Here is a 17,905-nt window from a genome sequence, read left to right on the forward strand (position 1 = left end):
TTATTCCAATGGATTCGAAAAATTGTTTTCAGCCTTGTTTTAGCCGGCCTTCGCCTTGCCGGGAAAATTCACGCACGCGGCTCACGCTTGCCCGATTGCGATGAAGCCCGAGCCGGTTTTCCTGTCAATGCCTTGACTCATCTTTCGATGCAGGGACGCCCAGGATGTGGATAAGTTCCGGATATCCTTCTTTTTAGCCTGGGTCCGCGTGGATTTCCGTCTGCCAGGGGGAAAGGGGCTGGCGGCGCTTACATTTTCAGACCGTTTGACGTTGCATCCAGGCCACGATCGGTATTTCTCCCAAGGATTTGAGTCCTCCGGCGTGGAAAATGGACCCGTGAACTTTCAAACCATGCGTCCCACCCTCATCGTCAACCTTGTCGCCGCGGCTTTGCTCGGCGCCTTGCTCTGGGTCGCGATGCCGGCCGTCATCGGCCGCCCCCTCAGGCTCTGGGAAGTGTTTGTGCTCGCCGCCGCGGCCCTGGCGCTGCTGGAGGTGTGGCGCTGGCTCCGGCTGCGGCGCGAACGCGAGCAAACCGAGAGCCTGCGCGACTCAGCCTTGTGGTAACGGCTGCCGGCCGCCGCGCTCCAGCGGCAGCCACAGCATGAACTGCGTCCCCGCCGGCCCCGACTCCCAGCTCACCTTGCCATCAACAGCCTGGGCACGGCGCTGCTGGTTGTGCAGGCCGCGCCCCGCAGCGGCGCCCAGGGCTTTTTCCACGTCGAAGCCCTGGCCGTTGTCTTCAATCGTCACCTGAACGCCTTCGGCCGACAGTGCGGTGCCCACGCGGATCTCGCTGGCCCGGGTGTGGCGCAGGATGTTGGCGATGGTTTCCTGCACGATGCGCAAAATGTTCAGCGCGCTCGACGGGTCCAGCCAGGCCAGTGTGGGCAACTCCCGCACCTCCCACAACAGCGCAACGCCGGTGCCCTCCAGCCGCGGCTCCAGGCGAAAGCGCAGCGTGGCCAGCAAGAGCAGCAGGTCGGCCTCGACCGGCTCCATGGAATCTATGGTCAGCTTCAGGTCGTCCAGGCAGTCCTTGAGGATTTGCGAGACCTGCAGGTCGCTGGCATCGCCGCGCTCCACGGAACGGATGGCGCTGATCAGGTAGGAGCCCAGGCCGTCGTGCATGTCCTGCATCAGGCGCTGGCGCTCGTCGCTGATGGTCTGCCGCATCTCCGCTTCGCGCAGCCGCTGGTAGCTCAGTTCAAGCTCGGCCTCGCGCGTCTGCAGGCGCTGCGCCAGGCCGGCATTGACCTGTTCCAGGCTGGCGTTGAGCTGCTCCACCTTGCCGATGGCGTTGACGTAACGCCGGTACATCAGGAAACCGAACATCGCAAAGGTGACGGCATTGGTGTAGGCCCCCAGAAACCATCCCTCGGGGCTGATGACGTTGTTGTGCAGCAGCCAGTCGGGCACGCCCAGCAAGGTGCACACGCCCAGGCCGAGGGCCAGCAGCCGGCCTTCACTGGAACGGCGCCACGCGCTGATGCCGCCCACCAGGCACACCGTGGCGGCCATCAGCACCACGATCGCGTACATCACCGGCACCAGCACGGACGTGCTCGGGAACACCGGCAGCACCGCCACCACCGGCAGCGTCAGCACGCTCGTCAGCACGGTCACGCCGACCACGGCGCGCGTCAGCCAGGTCAGCCGGCGGCCGTGCAGCTGGCGCAGGAATAGATGCAGCACGGTGACCAGCCAGAACAGGGCGTTGCTGGTCAGCCAGGCAAACCAGTCGTTGAGGATGGGCAGGCCCACGTAGTAGTGCAGGTGGCCCGCGAAAGAAACGGCGGCGAGGTTGAAAAACAGCAGGTAGTCGGTTTCCTGCCGGCGCCGCATCCACACCAGCAAGGCAAAGATGCCCACCACCAGGAAGGCCGCGCTCAGTGTGGCGGGCAGCTCGCGCTGCAGCCACTGGCGCAGGTAATAACGCCCGCGCAAGGCCTCGGGCGGGCCCAGCCACAGCGACGACAGGCCGACCCGCACCGCGGGCGGGTGTTCCAGGCGGATCAGGATTTCGTTGACAGGCGCGTCGTCCGCGCGCTTGTCCAGCACCAGCCAGAGCGGGGTGAACAGGCTGTTCCACAACTGGCCCTGCTGCTGCGCCCGGTGCACCAGCCGGCCGTCGGCATACACCGCCACCGTGCCTTCGACCTTGAGGCGCGCCCCGTAGAGCGCGAGCGGCCCGGAGGGCATGGGCTGCCCCTGCGCGGACAACCTGACCCAGGTGGTGCGGACCTTGCCGGCGCTTTGATCCGGCGCGGCGGGCAAGGCCGAGGGCAGCACGGCATGCTCCCAGGCGCCCGCCAGGGCCTTGCTGTCCTGCGTGAGCGGCGGCGCGCTGAAATCCGCCGCATCCTGCGCCACCTGCCAGTCGGCCTGCGTCAGGTGCAGGCTGGCCGAAGCCGGCTGCGCACCGCCGCCCGCCAGGTACCAGGCGCCCACCGCGACCAGCACGGCCACGGAGAGGACGAACACCACATTGGCGAAGAGGGGGCTGGGGCGGTTTCTCATGCGGCCTTCAGGGTGTGACGGGGAGGTTTACCGGTTGGGGTCTTGCGCGTGGATTATCCGGGCAGATCGCCCAAACGCCGCATGGTCTCAGGCCAGCCTCAGCGAGACCGACAAAGGCGTTGCCATCAGCGGGCCTTCCGGCGTCTCCACCAGCGTATGCAGAAAGCTTTCGCTGTTGTTCAGCAAACCGCGGTAAAGCGTCTCGCACAGCGCCCTGGCCTGTATGCCCGGCCAGCCCGCAGGCAGCAGGGCTTCGGGCAAATTCGGGTCGCGCAGCAGCACGCGGCGGTATTCGTGGATCAACAGCGTGCGCACAAAAAAAGCCTCGGCCTGGCTCAGGTCCGCCAGGTATTCCACCACCGGTGCGAAGCGCGCGATGAACTGCTTCCAGGCCAGCTCCACCTCCATCAGCTTGAAGGTGTCCAGCATGATGGCCTGCAAGGGCTTGCGTGAATAGCCCTCGATGCTCGACGCCTGCAGCACGGCCACCTGGTCTTCGGCCTGCGCCGCCTTGAGGATCTCCTTGAGCGACAGCGGGTCCGCATGGGGATGGGCATACAGGTTGGGCAGCACCTGCCCGAAGCCCTCCCACAGCAGCTCGCGCCGCAAATGCTGGCGCGCGCTGGCCCGCATCTTCAGGTCCAGCAGCGCCAGCGTCCAGTGGCCGTCCCAGGCCGGCAGGTCGAATTCGTAGATGCGCCTGTCGGCATGCTGCACACGTTGCAGGCCGGTGTCGGACAAGCCGTAGAAGCTGCGCCGGCCTATGCGCGTCGCCGTGAACCAGTCGTCCGCGGAAAGCCGGAAGGCGCTGGTGCGCACCAGCCGGGACGACAGCCCGAACAGCTCCATCAAGGTGATCAGGCTGCCCAGCCAGACCGCCTGCCGGCGCGGCGCGATGGCGTCGCCGTAAATCGTGATCAGCAGCGAATTGGCGCGCAGCACCAGGCCGCGCCGCACGCGGGCGATCCTGGCTGAAATCTGGTCGTTTGAAATCCTGGCGCGCACGGCACTTGTCCAGAAGTGATACACAAAACCTGATTGTATGAGTCATTTTGTATCACTAACATCCGACCATTCAGCCCACGAAAAACGGAGACAGGCATGTACGCACAATTGGTGGATACGGGCGCAAAGGCCGTCAAGACCCTTGACGAGATGGAACCGCAGGAGCGCGCCTTCCAGGAAAAAATCAACGCGGGCATCAAGACGGAAGCCAAGGACTGGATGCCCGAGGCCTACCGCAAAACCCTGGTCCGACAGATCTCGCAGCACGCGCATTCCGAATACGTGGGCATGCTGCCCGAGTCCAACTGGATCACCCGCGCGCCCACGCTCAAGCGCAAGGCCATCCTCATGGCCAAGGTGCAGGACGAGGCCGGCCACGGGCTCTACCTGTACAGCGCGGTGGAAACGCTGGGCGTGACGCGCGACCAGACCTACCTCGACCTGCTCTCGGGCAAGGCCAAGTACTCCAGCATCTTCAACTACCCCACGCTGACCTGGGCCGACATAGGCGCCATCGGCTGGCTGGTCGACGGCTCGGCCATCGTCAACCAGATACCGCTGTGCCGTTGCTCCTACGGCCCCTATGCGCGCGCCATGGTGCGTGTCTGCAAGGAAGAGTCTTTTCACCAGCGCCAGGGCTTCGACATCATGGTGACGCTGTGCCGGGGAACGCCGGCGCAAAAAGCCATGGCGCAGGATGCGCTCAACCGCTGGTGGGAGCCGTCGCTGGCCATGCACGGCCCGGCCGACGAACAGTCGGCCAACAGCGCCCAGTCCATGGCCTGGAAGATCAAGCAGAACAGCAACGACGAACTGCGCCAGCGCTTCATCGACCAGACGGTGCCGCAGATCGAATTCCTGGGCCTGGAGCTGCCGGACCCCAACCTCAAGTGGAACGAGGCGCGCGGCCATTACGACTACAGCGAGATCGACTGGGAAGAATTTTTTGCGGTCGTCAAAGGCAAGGGCCCCTGCAACGAAGAGCGCCTCGCCGCGCGCAACAAGGCCTGGAACGACGGCGCCTGGTTCCGTGAAGCCCTGGGCGCGCATGCGGCCAAGCAGGAAGCCGCCCACCAGCAAGAGGCCGCCTGACATGACACAGAACCATGAATGGCCGCTGTGGGAAGTCTTCATCCGCAGCCAGCACGGCCTGGCCCACAAGCACGTGGGCAGCCTGCACGCCGTCGACGGCGCCAGCGCGGTGCAGCATGCGCGCGACGTCTACACCCGGCGCAATGAAGGCGTGAGCATCTGGGTGGTGCGCGCCGGCGACATCATCGCCAGCAGCCCCGGCGACAAGGAAGCCCTGTTCGACCCGGCGCAGACCAAAACCTACCGCCACCCGACCTTCTACCCGACGCCCGACGGCGTGAAGAACCTCTGAGGCCGTGACCCGCATGGACGCCAAGTTTGAATACCTGCTTCGCCTGGGCGACAACGCCCTGGTGCTGTCCCAGCAGCTCGCCGCCTGGTGCGGCCACGGGCCGGCGCTGGAGGAAGACCTGGCGCTGACCAACGTGGCGCTGGACCTGCTGGGCCAGGCCCGGCTGTGGCTCTCCTATGCGGGTGAGGTCGAAGGCCGCGGCCGCGACGAAGACGCGCTGGCCTATGGCCGCGACGGCCCGGACTTTCGCAACCTGCTGCTGGTCGAGCAACCCAACGGCCACTACGGCAACACCGTGGCGCGCCAGTTCCTGTTTGACGCCTGGCACCAGCAGCTGCTGGCGGGGCTGAGCCGGTCCAGCGATGCGCGCATCGCCGACATCGCACAGAAGGCCGTGAAGGAAGTGCGCTACCACGTCGAGCGCAGCGCGGGCCTCATGATCGCGCTGGGCGACGGCACCGCATTGAGCCACCAGCGCATGCAGGACGCGGTGAACCAGCTCTGGCCCTACACCCAGGAATGGTTCGAGTCCGACGCCGTCGATGCGCAATGCGCGGCTGAGGGGATCGCCCCCGCGGCGCCCAGCCTGGCCGCGCCCTGGCGCGCCACCGTGCAGGCCGTGCTGGACCGCGCAACGCTGGCCATGCCGGCTTACACCGGCCACCAGCGCGGCGGCAAGCAGGGCACACATTCGGAACACCTGGGCCACCTGCTCACCTCGCTGCAGTTCGTGCAGCGCACCTACCCGGGAGCGCAGTGGTGAGCGCCGCCGCCTTGCCGCGCACCGAGCCCGCCACTCGCGAAAAAATCTTCGCGTGGCTGGGCGAGGTGATGGACCCCGAAGTGCCCGTGGTCTCGGTGGTCGACCTCGGCATCGTGCGCGACGTGCAGTGGCGGGCCGACAGCGCGGATTGGGCTGTCATCGTCACGCCCACCTATTCCGGCTGCCCCGCGACCGAAGTGATCGCCGCGTCCATCCGCGACGCGCTGCGCGATCGCGGCCTTGGCGAGGTGGAGGTGCGCACGCAGCTCTCGCCCGCCTGGACGACGGACTGGATGACGCCCAGAGGCCGCGATGCCTTGCGCGACTACGGCATTGCGCCCCCGGTGCATCGCGCCTCCGGTGCCGGCGGCCAGGTCATAGACATCACCGCCCTCATGCCGCATCGCGCCGCCGTACCTTGCCCCCGGTGCGCTTCGCGCAAAACGCGCTTGCTGTCCCAGTTCGGCTCCACCGCCTGCAAGGCGCTCTACCAGTGCAGCGACTGCCTGGAGCCCTTCGACTATTTCAAACCGCACTGAACCCAAGCGTGCTGAACCCAACATACTGAACACCGTGGCATCACCCCAATTCCATTCACTGAGCATCCGCGAGGTCCGGCCCGTCACGCGGGACGCGGTGGCCGTCTGCTTCGACGTGCCTGAGCACCTGAACGAGGCGTTTGCCTATGCGCAGGGCCAGTACCTGACGCTGCGCACGGACATAGACGGGCAGGAACTGCGCCGCTCCTATTCCATCTGCTCGGCCGTGCAGGACAAGCGCCTGCGCGTGGCCATCAAGCGTGTCGCGGGCGGCGCGTTTTCCAATTGGGCCGCCGAAACCCTGCTGCCGGGGATGCGCATCGACGTGATGCCGCCGCAAGGTCATTTCAACATTCCGCTGGCGCCGCAATCGGCCCGCCACATCGTGGCCTTTGCCTCGGGCAGCGGCATCACGCCCGTCCTGTCCATCATCAAGACCACGCTGCTGGCCGAGCCACTCACCAGCGTGACCCTGGTCTACGGCAACCGCTCGTCCAGCGGCGTCATGTTCAAGGAAGAACTCGAAGACCTGAAGGACCTCTACCTGGGGCGCTTCAACCTGGTGTGGATCATGAGCCGCGAGTCGCAGGAGATTCCCCTTTTCAGCGGCCGCATCGATTACGACAAGTGCAGCCAGCTGCTGACCCACTGGATAGACCCGGCCGGCATCGACGCCGCCTTCATCTGCGGCCCCGAAGACATGATGCTGGCCGCCTCGAAAGCGCTGCAGGACCAGGGCGTGGAGAAGTCGCGCATCAAGATCGAGCTGTTCGGCACCAGCACCCCGGCCGGCGCGGCACGCGTGCCGCGCCCGACGGTGCAGGGCCACGACACGTGCGAAGTCGAGATCGTGCTGGACGGCACGCGGCGCAGCTTCACGATGAAGAAGAACCAGGACAACCTCGTCGACGCGGGGCTCAAGGCCGGGCTGGAGATGCCTTATTCCTGCAAGGGCGGCGTCTGCTCGACCTGCCGCGCCAAAGTGGTCCAGGGCGAGGTCGACATGGACATCAACTTCGCGCTGGAAGACTATGAAGTCGCGCGCGGCTTCGTGCTGTGCTGCCAGAGCTATCCCGTCACCGACAAGCTGGTCATCGACTTCGACGAAGACCATGCGCACATCTGACCCACTATTACCAACCCTTTAAAGACCTCATGAGCCAATCCCTGTTCGAAAAACACCAACCCCTGCTAGCCCAGGCCGTGCAAGCCCTCGCCACGCGCGGCTTCTGGAGCCCCTACAGCGAACAGCCCAGCCCCAGGGTGTACGGTGAGTCCGCCGCCGCGGACGGCAAGCAGGCCTTCGATGCCTTGCTCGGAAAAGTGTTTGAACTGGGCCAGCCGGGGCAGACCGGCGTGCACGCCGGCGAGATGTCGCCCTACGGCGCCCCCTTGAATGTCAGCTACCCGGTCTGCGACCCGCAGGCCCTGGTGGATGCGGCGCTCGCCGCGATGCCCGCCTGGGGCGCCCTGGGCGCCGAAGGGCGCACCGGCATCCTGATGGAAGCGCTGGAGCGCCTGAACAAGCGCAGCTTCGAGATCAGCCACGCCGTCATGATGACGACGGGCCAGGGCTGGATGATGGCCTTCCAGGCGGGCGGGCCCCACGCCCAGGACCGCGGCCTGGAAGCGGTGGCGGCCGCCTGGCGCGAGCAGGCCGCCATCCCGCGCGAAGTGGTGTGGGAAAAGCCGCAGGGCAAGAACGCGCCGCTGCGCATGCAAAAGCATTTCGAGATCGTCGGGCGCGGCGTGGCGCTGGTGATCGGCTGCGGCACCTTCCCGACCTGGAACACCTACCCGGGCGTGTTTGCCGCGCTGGCCACCGGCAACCCGGTGATCGTCAAGCCGCACGAAAATGCCATCCTGCCGGCCGCCATCACGGTGGCGGTGATACGCCAGGTACTGGCCGAAATGGGCATGGACCCCAACCTCATCAGCCTGGCTGTGACACCCGAGCGCAGCGCCACCCAGCTACTGGCCACCCACGCGGACGTGAAGTCGGTGGACTTCACCGGCAGCAACCAGTTCGGCGCCTGGCTGATGGAGAACTGCAAGCAGGCGCAGGTGTATGCCGAGCTGGCCGGCGTCAACAACGTGGTGATCGAATCCACCGACGCCTACCGCGCCATGCTCAAGAACCTGGCTTTCACGCTGTCGCTGTACTCGGGCCAGATGTGCACCACGACGCAGGCCCTCATTGTTCCCGCGGGTGGGATTGATACCGACGAAGGGCACAAGACTTTCGACGAGGTCGCGGCCGACCTGGGCGCTGCGATGTCCGACTTTGTGTCCGACCCCAAAATCGCCATCGCCGTGCTGGGCGCCATCCAGTCGGACGCCACGCTGCGGCGCATTGACGAGTCGCCGCACTACGCCGAAGTGGTCCTGCCTTCCCGCAAGCTGGCCAACCCTGAATTCCCCGATGCCCGGGTCCGCACGCCCACGCTGCTCAAGTGCGACGCGAGCGATGAAAAAGCCTATATGCAAGAGCGCTTCGGCCCTATCAGCTTTGTGGTGCGCGCCGCCGATGCGCAGGCGGCGATTGCGCTGTCCGAGCGCATCGTGCGCGAGCACGGCGCGCTGACGGCGGGCATTTACTCCACGCGCCCCGAGGTGCTGGACGCCATGGTGCAGGCGACCTGGCGCGGCAAGGTGGCGCTGTCCATCAACCTGACCAGCAACATCTTCGTCAACCAGTCGGCGGGTTTTTCGGACTTCCACGGCACGGGCGGCAACCCGTCGGCAAACGCTTCCTACACCGACTCGGCCTTTGTGGCCAACCGCTTCCGTGTCGTGCAGCGGCGCTTTCATATCCAGGCCCCGGAACCTGCATGAGCTACCAGGACATCACCTACACCGTCGATGAGGGACTGGCGCGCCTGACTTTCAACCGCCCCGGCAAGCTCAACAGCTTCACCGCCGCCATGCACCTGGAGATGCAGCACGCGCTGGACGCCGCCGCGGCGGATCCGCAGGTGCGCGCCCTGGTGCTGACAGGTGCGGGCAGGGCGTTCTGCGCCGGCCAGGACCTGGGCGACCGCGCCGTTTCGGCCGGCGCCGGCGCGGCCAGGCCCGACCTCGGCGAATCGATTGAAAAGTATTACGCGCCGCTGGTGCGCCGCCTGCGCGCCATGCCCAAGCCCGTGGTCTGCGCGGTCAACGGCGTGGCCGCTGGCGCGGGCGCCAACATCGCGTTGGCCTGCGACGTGGTGATCGCCGTGGAGAGCGCCAGCTTTATCCAGCCCTTTTGCAAGTTGGGCCTGGTGCCCGATGCCGGCGGGACCTGGGCCTTGCCCCAGCTGGTGGGCCGCGCGCGTGCGCTGGGCCTGGCCCTGCTGGGCGACGCGCTGGGCGCGCGGCAGGCGGCGGACTGGGGGCTGATCTGGAAATGCGTGCCCGCTGCTGATTTCGAGGCCGAGGTCGATGCCGTCGCGCGCAAACTGGCCGCCGGCCCGACACTGGGCCTGGCCCGCACCAAACAGGCGATCGACGCCGCAGCCGGCCACACGCTGGACCAGCAGCTGGACCTCGAACGCGACTTCCAGCGCGAGTTGGGCTACAGCCGGGACTATGCCGAAGGCGTGAGCGCCTTCACGGAAAAACGAGCGCCGAAGTTCGCGGGGCCTTAGCGCCGCCAACCGGCCGGATGCAACACATCAATAAAAACGGAGACAAGCGATGCCCGCCCACACCACGCCCACCGACCTGCTGGACCCGATAGAGCGGGCCAGCCGCGACGAGATCACCGCCTTGCAGGTGCGGCGCCTCAAGGACACGCTGAACCGCGTTTACGAAAACGTGCCGCACTACCGCAAGGCCTTTGACGCCAAGGGCGTGCACCCGGACGACCTCAAGGAACTCAAGGACCTCGCGAAGTTTCCCTTCACCACCAAGAAGGACCTGCGCGACAACTACCCCTTCGGCATGTTCGCCGTGCCGCAGTCGCAGGTCTCGCGCATCCATGCCTCGTCGGGCACCACCGGCAAACCCACGGTGGTGGGCTACACCGCCGGCGACATCGATCGCTGGGCCGACCTGGTCGCCCGCTCGATACGCGCCGCGGGCGGGCGCGCCGGCGACATGCTGCACGTCGCCTACGGCTACGGCCTGTTCACCGGCGGGCTGGGCGCGCATTACGGCGCCGAGCGCCTGGGCTGCACCGTGATCCCGATGTCGGGCGGGCAGACCGAAAAGCAGGTCCAGCTGATCCAGGACTTCAAGCCCCGCATCATCATGGTCACGCCCTCCTACATGCAGGTCATCGTCGAAGAGTTCGTGCGCCAGGGCGTGGACCCGCGCAGCACCTCGCTGCAGATCGGCATCTTCGGCGCGGAACCGTGGACGGAAGCCATGCGCCGCGAGATCGAGACCAACGCGGGCATAGACGCCGTCGACATCTATGGCCTCTCCGAAGTCATGGGGCCGGGCGTGGCCAGCGAATGCATCGAATCCAAGGACGGCCCGGTGATCTGGGAAGACCACTTCTACCCCGAGATCGTCCACCCCGAAACCGGCGAACTGCTGCCCGACGGCGAGGAGGGCGAGCTGGTCTTCACCTCGCTCACCAAGGAAGCCTTTCCGGTGATCCGCTACCGCACGCGCGACCTGACGCGTTTGCTGCCGCCCACGTCGCGCGCCTTCCGCCGCATGGGCAAGATCGTGGGCCGCTCGGACGACATGTTGATCATCCGCGGCGTGAACGTGTTCCCCACGCAGATCGAGGAGCTGGTGCTCAAGCACGGCAAGCTCTCGCCGCTGTACCAGCTGCTGGTCACGCGCGACGGCAACCTGGACGAAGTCGAGGTGCTGACGGAGCTGCAGCCCGCCGAAGCGGCCATGCCCTCCAGCGAGGTGGCCGACATCAGCCGCTGGCTGCAGCAGCGCATCAAGACCATGGTGGGCATCAGCACCCGGGTCACGGTGCTTGGGCCCGATTCCATCGAACGCACCCTGACCGGCAAGTCGCGCCGCGTCATCGACAAGCGGCCCAAAAACTGACCAAGACTGATTCCCGCCTTGCCATTTTTAACCTGAGGAGACAAACATGAAAAAACGCACCCTGATCGCCCTGGCCGCCGTGTGGACCGCCGCGCTGGCCCTGCCTGCCGCCGCGCAGAACAAGGACCCCATCCGCATAGGCGCGGTCCTGTCCACCACCGGGCCCGCCGGCTACCTGGGCGACCCGCAGCTCAAGACCCTGCAGACCTACATCGCACAACTCAACCAGGACGGCGGCGTGCTGGGGCGCAAGCTGGAGCTGGTCCACTACGACGACGCCTCGGAAGCCGGCAAGGCCAACGGCTTCACCAAGCGCCTGATCGACGACGACAAGGTGGACTTCCTGATCGCGGGCACCACCACGGGCGCCACCATGGCCATGGCGCCGCTGGTGGAAAAAGCCGGCATTCCGCTGATCTCGCTGTCCGGCGCCGTCGTGGTGGTGGAGCCGGTCAAGAAATGGATCTTCAAGACGCCGCACACCGACCGCATGGCCGCCGAGAAGGTTTTTGAGGACATGAAAAAGCGCGGCTTCACCAAGGTCGGCCTGCTCAGCGAGACCAGCGGCTTCGGCCAGTCCGGCGCGAAAGAAACCAAACTCGTGGCGCAGAAGTACGGCATCACCCTGGTGGCCGATGAAACCTACGGCCCGAAAGACACCGACACCACCGCGCAGCTCACCAAGATCCGCGGTGTTGCCGGCATCCAGGCCCTGCTGGTCTTCGGCCTGGGGCAGGGGCCCGCGGTCGTCACCAAGAACGCCGCCCAGCTGGGCATGAAGCTGCCGCTGTACCAGTCGCACGGCGTCGCGTCCAACGAGTTCCTCAAGCTCGCCGGCCCCGCCGCCGAAGGCGTGCGCATGCCGTCGCCCGCGCTGCTGGTCGCCAATTCGCTGGCGCCCAACGACCCGCAACGGCCTCTCGTCACCAGCTATGCCGCGACCTACTGGAAGCAGTACAAGGACGAGCCCTCCACCTTCGGCGGCTACGCGCTGGACGCGCTGATGCTGGGCGTGCACGCCATCAAGGCGGCGGGCGGCACCAACAAGGAAGCCGTGCGCAACGCGCTCGAAAAAACCCGGGGCTTCATGGGCACCACCGGCCAGTTCAACATGTCGGCCACCGACCACATGGGCCTGGACCTGAGCGCCTTCCGGATGGTGGAAGTCAAGAACGGCGGCTGGTCGCTGCTGAAGTAAATACGCCATGCTCACCGGCTTCCTGCAGTTCCTGTTCTCGGGCCTGACCGTGGGCGCGACCTACGCGCTCGCGGCGCTGGGCTTCGCCATCATCTACAACGCGAGCCGGGTGATCAACTTTGCCCAGGGCGAGTTCATCATGCTGGGCGGCATGGCCGCCGTCGCGCTGACGGGCCTGGGCATTCCGTTGCCGGTGTCCATCGTGCTGGCCATCGCGGTCGCCGGCGCCGTCGGCGCGCTGATCGAGAAATTCGCCATCGAGCCCGCGGGCCGCGCCGACGTGGTGCCGCTCATCATCATCACCATAGGCGCCTCGCTGGTGGTGCGCGGCCTGGTGCAGGTCTTGCTGGGCAAGGGCACGCACGCGCTGGGCGCTTTCTCGGGCGAGAAGCCTTTCGTGATCGCCGGCGCCACCTTGCTGCCGCAAAGCCTGTGGGTGCTGGGCGTGGCGGCGTTGGTGGTGGCGGCGCTGGGCTGGTTCTTCGGCTACACCCGCCAGGGCAAGGCCATGCTGGGCACCTCGCACAACATGCTGGCGGCCGAGCTGGTGGGCATCAACACCAGGTCCGTCCTGCTGCTGTCCTTCGTGCTCTCGGGCGCGCTGGGCGCCCTGGGCGGCATCCTGCTGGCCCCCATCACCTACACATCGTACGACGTGGGCATCATGCTGGGCCTCAAGGGCTTTGTCGCCGCCACGCTGGGCGGCCTGGGCAGCGCCACGGGTGCGGTGGTGGGCGGCCTGCTGCTCGGGCTGCTCGAAGCAATGACGGCCGGCTACATCTCGTCCGCCTACAAGGACGCCATGCCCTTCGTGCTGATCCTGCTGGTGCTCTTCTTCATGCCCAGCGGTTTGTTCGGCGCCAAAACGACGGACCGGGTCTGAGGCCGGCTAAAAAAACATCGCATGAAAAACCTTTCTTCTTCCACGCTGGGCCTGCTGCTGCTGGCGGCCGTGCTGCTGTGCCTGCCGCTGGTCTTGCCCAACACGTTTTACTACGACGTCGCGATCCGCATCGCCATCAACGCGGTGGTCGCCATAGGCCTGAACCTGCTGATCGGCTACACCGGGCAGATCAGCCTGGGGCACGCGGGTTTCTTCGGCCTCGGGGCTTACGCTTCGGCCATCCTGACCTCGCGCTACGGCTGGCCTTCCGCGCTGGCCTTGCTGGCGGCGGCCGGCGCGACGGCCGTGCTGGCCGTGCTGGTGGCCCGCCCCGTGCTGCGCCTCAAAGGCCACTACCTGGCCATGGCGACTTTGGGGCTGGGCATCATCATCATGATCGTGCTGACCAATGAAGCCGCCTTCACCGGCGGGCCCGACGGCATGCCGGTGCCGGCCCTGGTCCTGTTCGGCTGGGAGGTCAGCGGCGAGAAGAGCTGGTACGCGGTGTGCGCGGCCGTGCTGCTGCTCATGGCCTGGGCGGCCGTCAACCTGATCAACGCGCCCGGCGGGCGAGCGCTGCAAGCCATCCATGGTTCGGAGATCGCCGCCTTCGCGGTGGGCGTGGACGTGACGGCGATGAAGATACGCGTGTTCGTGCTGTCGGCCGTCGTGGCCAGCGTCATGGGCAGCCTGAGCGCCCACTACGTCGGCTTCATCACGCCGGGCATCGCCGGCTTCCAGCATTCGATAGAGCTGGTGACCATGGTGGTGCTGGGCGGCATGGCCTCCGTGTTCGGCTCCATCGTGGGCGCCGTGCTGCTCACGCTGCTGCCGCAATTCCTCTCCACGCTGGAGGGCTGGGAGACCGTGGCCTTCGGCCTGGTGCTGATGGCCAGCATGATCTTCCTGCCCAAGGGCGTGGTGCCCACCTTGCGCGCCAGGCTGCGCAGGGGGAACGCATGAACCTGCTGGAAGTGACATCGCTGAACAAGGTGTTCGGCGGCCTGCGCGCGGTGCAGGACATGAGTTTCGGCGTGCGCCAGGGCACGGTCCATTCGCTGATAGGCCCCAACGGCGCGGGCAAGACCACGCTGATCAACCTCATCACCGGCATGTACATCCCGACCTCGGGCCGGGTGGCCTTCGAGTCGCGCGACATCACGGGCCTGGCGCCGCAGAAGCTGCCCGGCTACGGCATGGCGCGCACCTTCCAGAACCTGCAGGTGTGCATGAACATGAGCGCTGTGGAGAACGTCATGGTCGGCGCCCACCTGCGGCAGAACACCGGCCTGCTGGCGGGGCTGCTCTCCTTGCCGCGCCTGCGCGCGGCCGACCGGGCCTGCCGCGCGGAAGCGCTGGCGGCCATGGCCCAGGTCGGCGTCGCGGCCTATGCCGATGCGCACGCAAGCCAGATGCCTTACGGCGCGCTCAAGCGGCTGGAGATCGCGCGCGCGCTCATGACGCGGCCGCGCATGGTGTTGATGGACGAACCCGCGGCCGGCCTCAACCCGACCGAAACGGCGGAGGTCGGCCAGCTGATACGCCGCCTGGCCGACCAGGGCTTGACGGTGCTGCTGGTCGAGCACGACATGCCGCTGGTGATGCGCGTCTCCGACACCATCACCGTGCTGAACTACGGCAAGAAACTCGCCGAAGGCACGCCGGAGCAGATGCGCTCCCACCCCGAGGTGATCGCCGCCTACCTGGGTGCCGAAGTGCAAGAGCAGGCGCCTGTATCGGCCCAGGCCGGGAAGGCGGCCGCATGAAAATGACGGTGGCCCCGCTTCCCGTGCCTCATCTTCCCCAGGCCCAACCCTTGCTGTCGGTCAAGGCGCTGACCAGCCACTACGGCCGCATCCAGGCCCTGCACGGCGTGGACCTGGCTGTGCATGCCGGCCAGCTGGTTGCCCTGGTCGGCGCCAACGGCGCGGGAAAGACCACGTTGCTGCGCGCCATTTCAGGTGTGCAGCCGGCGGGCGGCGGCATCGACTTCATGCGGGAGGACATCAGCCGCATGGCCGCCAGCCGGCGCGTGCGCCTGGGCATCAGCCAGGTGCCCGAGGGCCGGCAGGTGTTCGCGCCCATGACGGTCGAGGACAACCTGAAACTCGGCGCCTTCACGCGAAGCAAGGCGGAGGCGGCGCAAACGCTGGCGTCCATGTACGAGCTGTTTCCCATCCTGAAAGACAAGCGCCAGCTGCCCGCGGGCACCCTGTCGGGCGGCCAGCAGCAGATGCTGGCCATGGCGCGCGCGCTGATGGCCTCGCCCAAATTGCTGCTGCTCGACGAACCCAGCATGGGGCTGGCCCCGCTGATCGTTCGCGAGATCTTTGAATTGATCTGCAAGCTGCGCGACCAGGGCATCACCATTTTGGTGGTGGAGCAGAACGCCAGGGCCGCGCTGTCCATCGCCGACCAGGGTTATGTCATGGAGCTGGGCCGCATCGTGATGTCCGGCCCGGGCAGCGAACTGCTCAGCGACGACAGGATCAGGCAGGCCTATCTCGGCATGTAGCAGGCATGCAGCCGCTGACACACCCACAGAAGAAAGAACACGCCATGACAGAGCCCAGCCTCACGCCGCAACACATCGCCGAGGCCGTCGCCGCCGGCATGATGGCCAGGGACCGCGCCTCGCGCGGCCTGGGCATGCGCATCACCCACATCAGCCCGGGTGCCGCGCACCTGGAGATGGCCGTGCGCGACGACATGCTCAACGGCCTGGACACCTGCCACGGCGGCTACATCACCGTGCTGGCCGATTCGGCCTTTGCCTTCGCCTGCAATTCCTACAACGAGCTGACCGTGGCCTCGTCGCTGGGCATCGACTTCATCGCGCCCGTGTATGGCGGCGAGGTGCTCACCGCGCGCGCGGCCGAGGTCAGCCGCAGCGGCCGCACCGGTGTGTACGACGTGGACATCCGCAACCAGAAGGGCGAACGCGTGGCGATTTTCCGCGGCCGCTCTTACCAGTTCAAGGGCAAGCCTTTGGTCGAGCTGCCTGCGGCCCTGCCCTGATCCAGAGAGGGCTTCCGGATTCCGCAGGCCCGCTGCGCGGCTACGTCGTCGAGCTGTCGCCGACCTGGCACAGGTCGGCCATGGTCCTGGATTGCGCTGAAGCAGGGACGGTCACAGCTTTGGCTGTCCCTGGTGCTGAAGGCCTTCGATGTAAAAGCAGAACATGTCGGCCATGGCGTTGGCGTAACGCCTGATCTCTGCCGCCGTGCGGGGAGTTTCCGAAAAATCCTTGCCGGCGGCGCCCAGCGTGGTGGTGATCAGGTCACTGGCCAACGCACAGGTCTCCCGGGAGGCACCGGGAAGCACCTCTTTGATGAAGGTCTTGAATATCTTTTCACCGGAGGCTCGCGCTTCACGCGCCTCGGGCGCATCGCGGTAGAGCGGCGCGGCGTCATTGAGCGCGACCCGCATCCCGGCCTCTTCGCACTCCGAGCGGATGAAGGCGTGGACCAGGCTGCGCAGCCGCTTGAACGGTGGCTCGTTCAAATCACCGAGGATGCGCGCAAGCAGGTCCGTGGTTTGCCGCCATTCTTCGCTCTGCAGCCTGAACAGGATCGCCGCCTTGTTCGGGAAGTACTGGTAGACGGACCCGACGCTGACGCCGGCCTTTTCCGCGACGCGTGCGGTCGTAAAGCGCTGCGCGCCCTCTTTGGCCAAAACCTGAGTAGCCGCTTGCAGTATGGCCGCCACGAGATCCGTGGAGCGGGCCTGTTGCGGCTGTTTGCGAGAGGAGATCTGGGGAGTTTGGCGTCGGTTCATGGTGCCTGTCCGGTCCGCACGGGAATGCGAATAGTAAATGCGACGGATCAATCGTATCATTTAAATGCGACGGATTCGACGCATTTCAACCATTTGCCGCAAGGCATCCCACATTTGCATTGACGCCTTATGAGCAACCTGAACACCCTCACCAATTTCCCGCTTGCCCCCTTGCTGGATCGTCTGTTCGAGCAGGCGGACGCAGCCGGCAGCCCCGCGCTGGCCGGTATTTCCCGCGAGGAGCGCACGCGCCTCATGCACAGCAAAACCGGCTACCTGGACTTCTATACGCGGCTCAAAGACCTCTGGCTCCCGGTTTCGCGGGAAACCGGCGTGCTGCTCTACACCCTGGCGCGGTCTTCCAAAGCGCGGGCGATTGTCGAGTTCGGCACCTCCTTCGGTATCTCCACCCTGCACCTGGCGGCAGCCTTGCGGGACAACGGCGGCGGACGCCTGATCACCAGCGAGTTTGAACCCTCCAAGGTCGCCGGGGCGAAAGCGCACCTGAGCGAAGGCGGGCTGATCGACCTGGTGGAAGTCCGGGAGGGCGACGCGCTCAAGACCCTGGGCGTTGATCTTCCCGAGGCGGTCGACCTGGTGCTGCTCGACGGTGCCAAGGCCCTTTACAACGACGTCCTGGACCTGGTGGAAAGCCGCCTCATGCCGGGCGCGCTGGTCATCGCCGACAACGCCGGCTACAGCCCCGACTACCTGGCGCGCGTACGTTCACCGGACAGCGGCTACCTGTCGGTGCAGTTCGGCAACGACGTCGAACTGTCCATGCGGCTCGGATGAGCTTGCCCTTCGCCAACAACTTTGAAACTGGAATTTGCACTC

At 66.4% G+C, this 17,905-nt stretch carries 19 protein-coding genes; 16 read left to right on the forward strand and 3 right to left on the reverse strand.

Going from position 1 to position 17,905, the window contains the following annotated elements:
* The first annotated feature begins 352 nt into the window (after window positions 1–352).
* The gene (locus ACLV74_RS17030; RefSeq protein ID WP_411880590.1) at window positions 353–568 is read left to right on the forward strand and encodes a hypothetical protein; all 216 of its coding nucleotides are present in this window, start codon (window positions 353–355) and stop codon (window positions 566–568) included.
* On the opposite strand, the gene ACLV74_RS17035 is transcribed toward ACLV74_RS17030, so the two are convergent.
* On the reverse strand, window positions 554–2,521 hold the full coding sequence (locus tag ACLV74_RS17035) for an ATP-binding protein (protein ID WP_411880591.1): 1,968 nt from the start codon (window positions 2,519–2,521) through the stop codon (window positions 554–556). The genes ACLV74_RS17030 and ACLV74_RS17035 overlap by 15 nt on opposite strands.
* An 87-nt stretch (window positions 2,522–2,608) precedes the next feature.
* Window positions 2,609–3,526 carry a phenylacetic acid degradation operon negative regulatory protein PaaX gene (gene paaX, locus ACLV74_RS17040; RefSeq protein WP_411880592.1) on the reverse strand — a complete coding sequence of 306 codons (918 nt, stop codon included), beginning with the start codon at window positions 3,524–3,526 and terminating at the stop codon, window positions 2,609–2,611.
* Between the two features lie 96 nt (window positions 3,527–3,622).
* Between paaX and paaA the strand changes: the two genes are divergently transcribed.
* Genes paaA through paaI form a run of 14 tightly spaced genes read left to right on the forward strand, consistent with a single transcriptional unit; the run spans window position 3,623 to window position 16,309 of the window.
* Window positions 3,623–4,618 carry a 1,2-phenylacetyl-CoA epoxidase subunit PaaA gene (gene paaA, locus ACLV74_RS17045; protein WP_411880593.1) on the forward strand — a complete coding sequence of 332 codons (996 nt, stop codon included), beginning with the start codon at window positions 3,623–3,625 and terminating at the stop codon, window positions 4,616–4,618.
* A gap of 1 nt (window position 4,619) precedes the next feature.
* A complete protein-coding gene (gene paaB, locus ACLV74_RS17050) occupies window positions 4,620–4,910 on the forward strand; it encodes a 1,2-phenylacetyl-CoA epoxidase subunit PaaB (RefSeq protein ID WP_411880594.1) in 291 nt (96 codons plus the stop codon).
* Window positions 4,911–4,923: 13 nt separating this feature from the next.
* Window positions 4,924–5,673: a 1,2-phenylacetyl-CoA epoxidase subunit PaaC gene (paaC, locus tag ACLV74_RS17055; protein ID WP_411880595.1), complete on the forward strand. Its 750-nt coding sequence runs from the start codon at window positions 4,924–4,926 to the stop codon at window positions 5,671–5,673.
* Entirely contained in the window at window positions 5,670–6,212 is a 543-nt protein-coding gene (paaD, locus tag ACLV74_RS17060; RefSeq protein WP_411880596.1) for a 1,2-phenylacetyl-CoA epoxidase subunit PaaD, read from the forward strand. Before paaC ends, paaD begins: the two co-directional genes overlap by 4 nt.
* Window positions 6,213–6,246: 34 nt before the next feature.
* Window positions 6,247–7,338, forward strand: a complete 1,092-nt coding sequence (gene paaE / locus ACLV74_RS17065) for a 1,2-phenylacetyl-CoA epoxidase subunit PaaE (protein ID WP_411880597.1) — start codon at window positions 6,247–6,249, stop codon at window positions 7,336–7,338.
* A gap of 29 nt (window positions 7,339–7,367) precedes the next feature.
* A complete protein-coding gene (gene paaN / locus ACLV74_RS17070) occupies window positions 7,368–9,047 on the forward strand; it encodes a phenylacetic acid degradation protein PaaN (protein WP_411880598.1) in 1,680 nt (559 codons plus the stop codon).
* Window positions 9,044–9,841 (forward strand): 2-(1,2-epoxy-1,2-dihydrophenyl)acetyl-CoA isomerase PaaG, encoded by a 798-nt coding sequence (gene paaG / locus ACLV74_RS17075; protein ID WP_411880599.1) that lies wholly within the window; start codon window positions 9,044–9,046, stop codon window positions 9,839–9,841. The genes paaN and paaG overlap by 4 nt, the downstream gene beginning before the upstream one ends.
* Window positions 9,842–9,890: 49 nt before the next feature.
* A complete protein-coding gene (gene paaK / locus ACLV74_RS17080; protein WP_411880600.1) occupies window positions 9,891–11,210 on the forward strand; it encodes a phenylacetate--CoA ligase PaaK in 1,320 nt (439 codons plus the stop codon).
* A gap of 46 nt (window positions 11,211–11,256) precedes the next feature.
* Complete coding sequence (locus ACLV74_RS17085; protein ID WP_411880601.1) at window positions 11,257–12,408, forward strand: ABC transporter substrate-binding protein; 1,152 nt, start codon at window positions 11,257–11,259, stop codon at window positions 12,406–12,408.
* 7 nt (window positions 12,409–12,415) lie between these two features.
* Window positions 12,416–13,291 (forward strand): branched-chain amino acid ABC transporter permease, encoded by an 876-nt coding sequence (locus ACLV74_RS17090; protein WP_411880602.1) that lies wholly within the window; start codon window positions 12,416–12,418, stop codon window positions 13,289–13,291.
* 21 nt (window positions 13,292–13,312) lie between these two features.
* The gene (locus ACLV74_RS17095) at window positions 13,313–14,254 is read left to right on the forward strand and encodes a branched-chain amino acid ABC transporter permease (protein ID WP_411880603.1); all 942 of its coding nucleotides are present in this window, start codon (window positions 13,313–13,315) and stop codon (window positions 14,252–14,254) included.
* Window positions 14,251–15,057 carry an ABC transporter ATP-binding protein gene (locus ACLV74_RS17100; protein WP_411880604.1) on the forward strand — a complete coding sequence of 269 codons (807 nt, stop codon included), beginning with the start codon at window positions 14,251–14,253 and terminating at the stop codon, window positions 15,055–15,057. The genes ACLV74_RS17095 and ACLV74_RS17100 overlap by 4 nt, the downstream gene beginning before the upstream one ends.
* Entirely contained in the window at window positions 15,054–15,806 is a 753-nt protein-coding gene (locus tag ACLV74_RS17105; RefSeq protein WP_411880605.1) for an ABC transporter ATP-binding protein, read from the forward strand. Before ACLV74_RS17100 ends, ACLV74_RS17105 begins: the two co-directional genes overlap by 4 nt.
* Window positions 15,807–15,850: 44 nt before the next feature.
* Complete coding sequence (paaI, locus tag ACLV74_RS17110) at window positions 15,851–16,309, forward strand: hydroxyphenylacetyl-CoA thioesterase PaaI (RefSeq protein WP_411880606.1); 459 nt, start codon at window positions 15,851–15,853, stop codon at window positions 16,307–16,309.
* 111 nt (window positions 16,310–16,420) lie between these two features.
* On the opposite strand, the gene ACLV74_RS17115 is transcribed toward paaI, so the two are convergent.
* The gene (locus ACLV74_RS17115) at window positions 16,421–17,068 is read right to left on the reverse strand and encodes a TetR family transcriptional regulator (RefSeq protein WP_411880607.1); all 648 of its coding nucleotides are present in this window, start codon (window positions 17,066–17,068) and stop codon (window positions 16,421–16,423) included.
* A 129-nt stretch (window positions 17,069–17,197) separates the two neighbouring features.
* On the opposite strand from ACLV74_RS17115, the gene ACLV74_RS17120 reads away from it, so the two are divergent.
* Window positions 17,198–17,863 carry an O-methyltransferase gene (locus ACLV74_RS17120; protein ID WP_411880608.1) on the forward strand — a complete coding sequence of 222 codons (666 nt, stop codon included), beginning with the start codon at window positions 17,198–17,200 and terminating at the stop codon, window positions 17,861–17,863.
* Window positions 17,864–17,905: the final 42 nt, after the last annotated feature.

Origin of the sequence: Polaromonas sp. YR568, from assembly GCF_943369415.1 — a bacterium.
GTDB lineage: Bacteria > Pseudomonadota > Gammaproteobacteria > Burkholderiales > Burkholderiaceae_C > Polaromonas.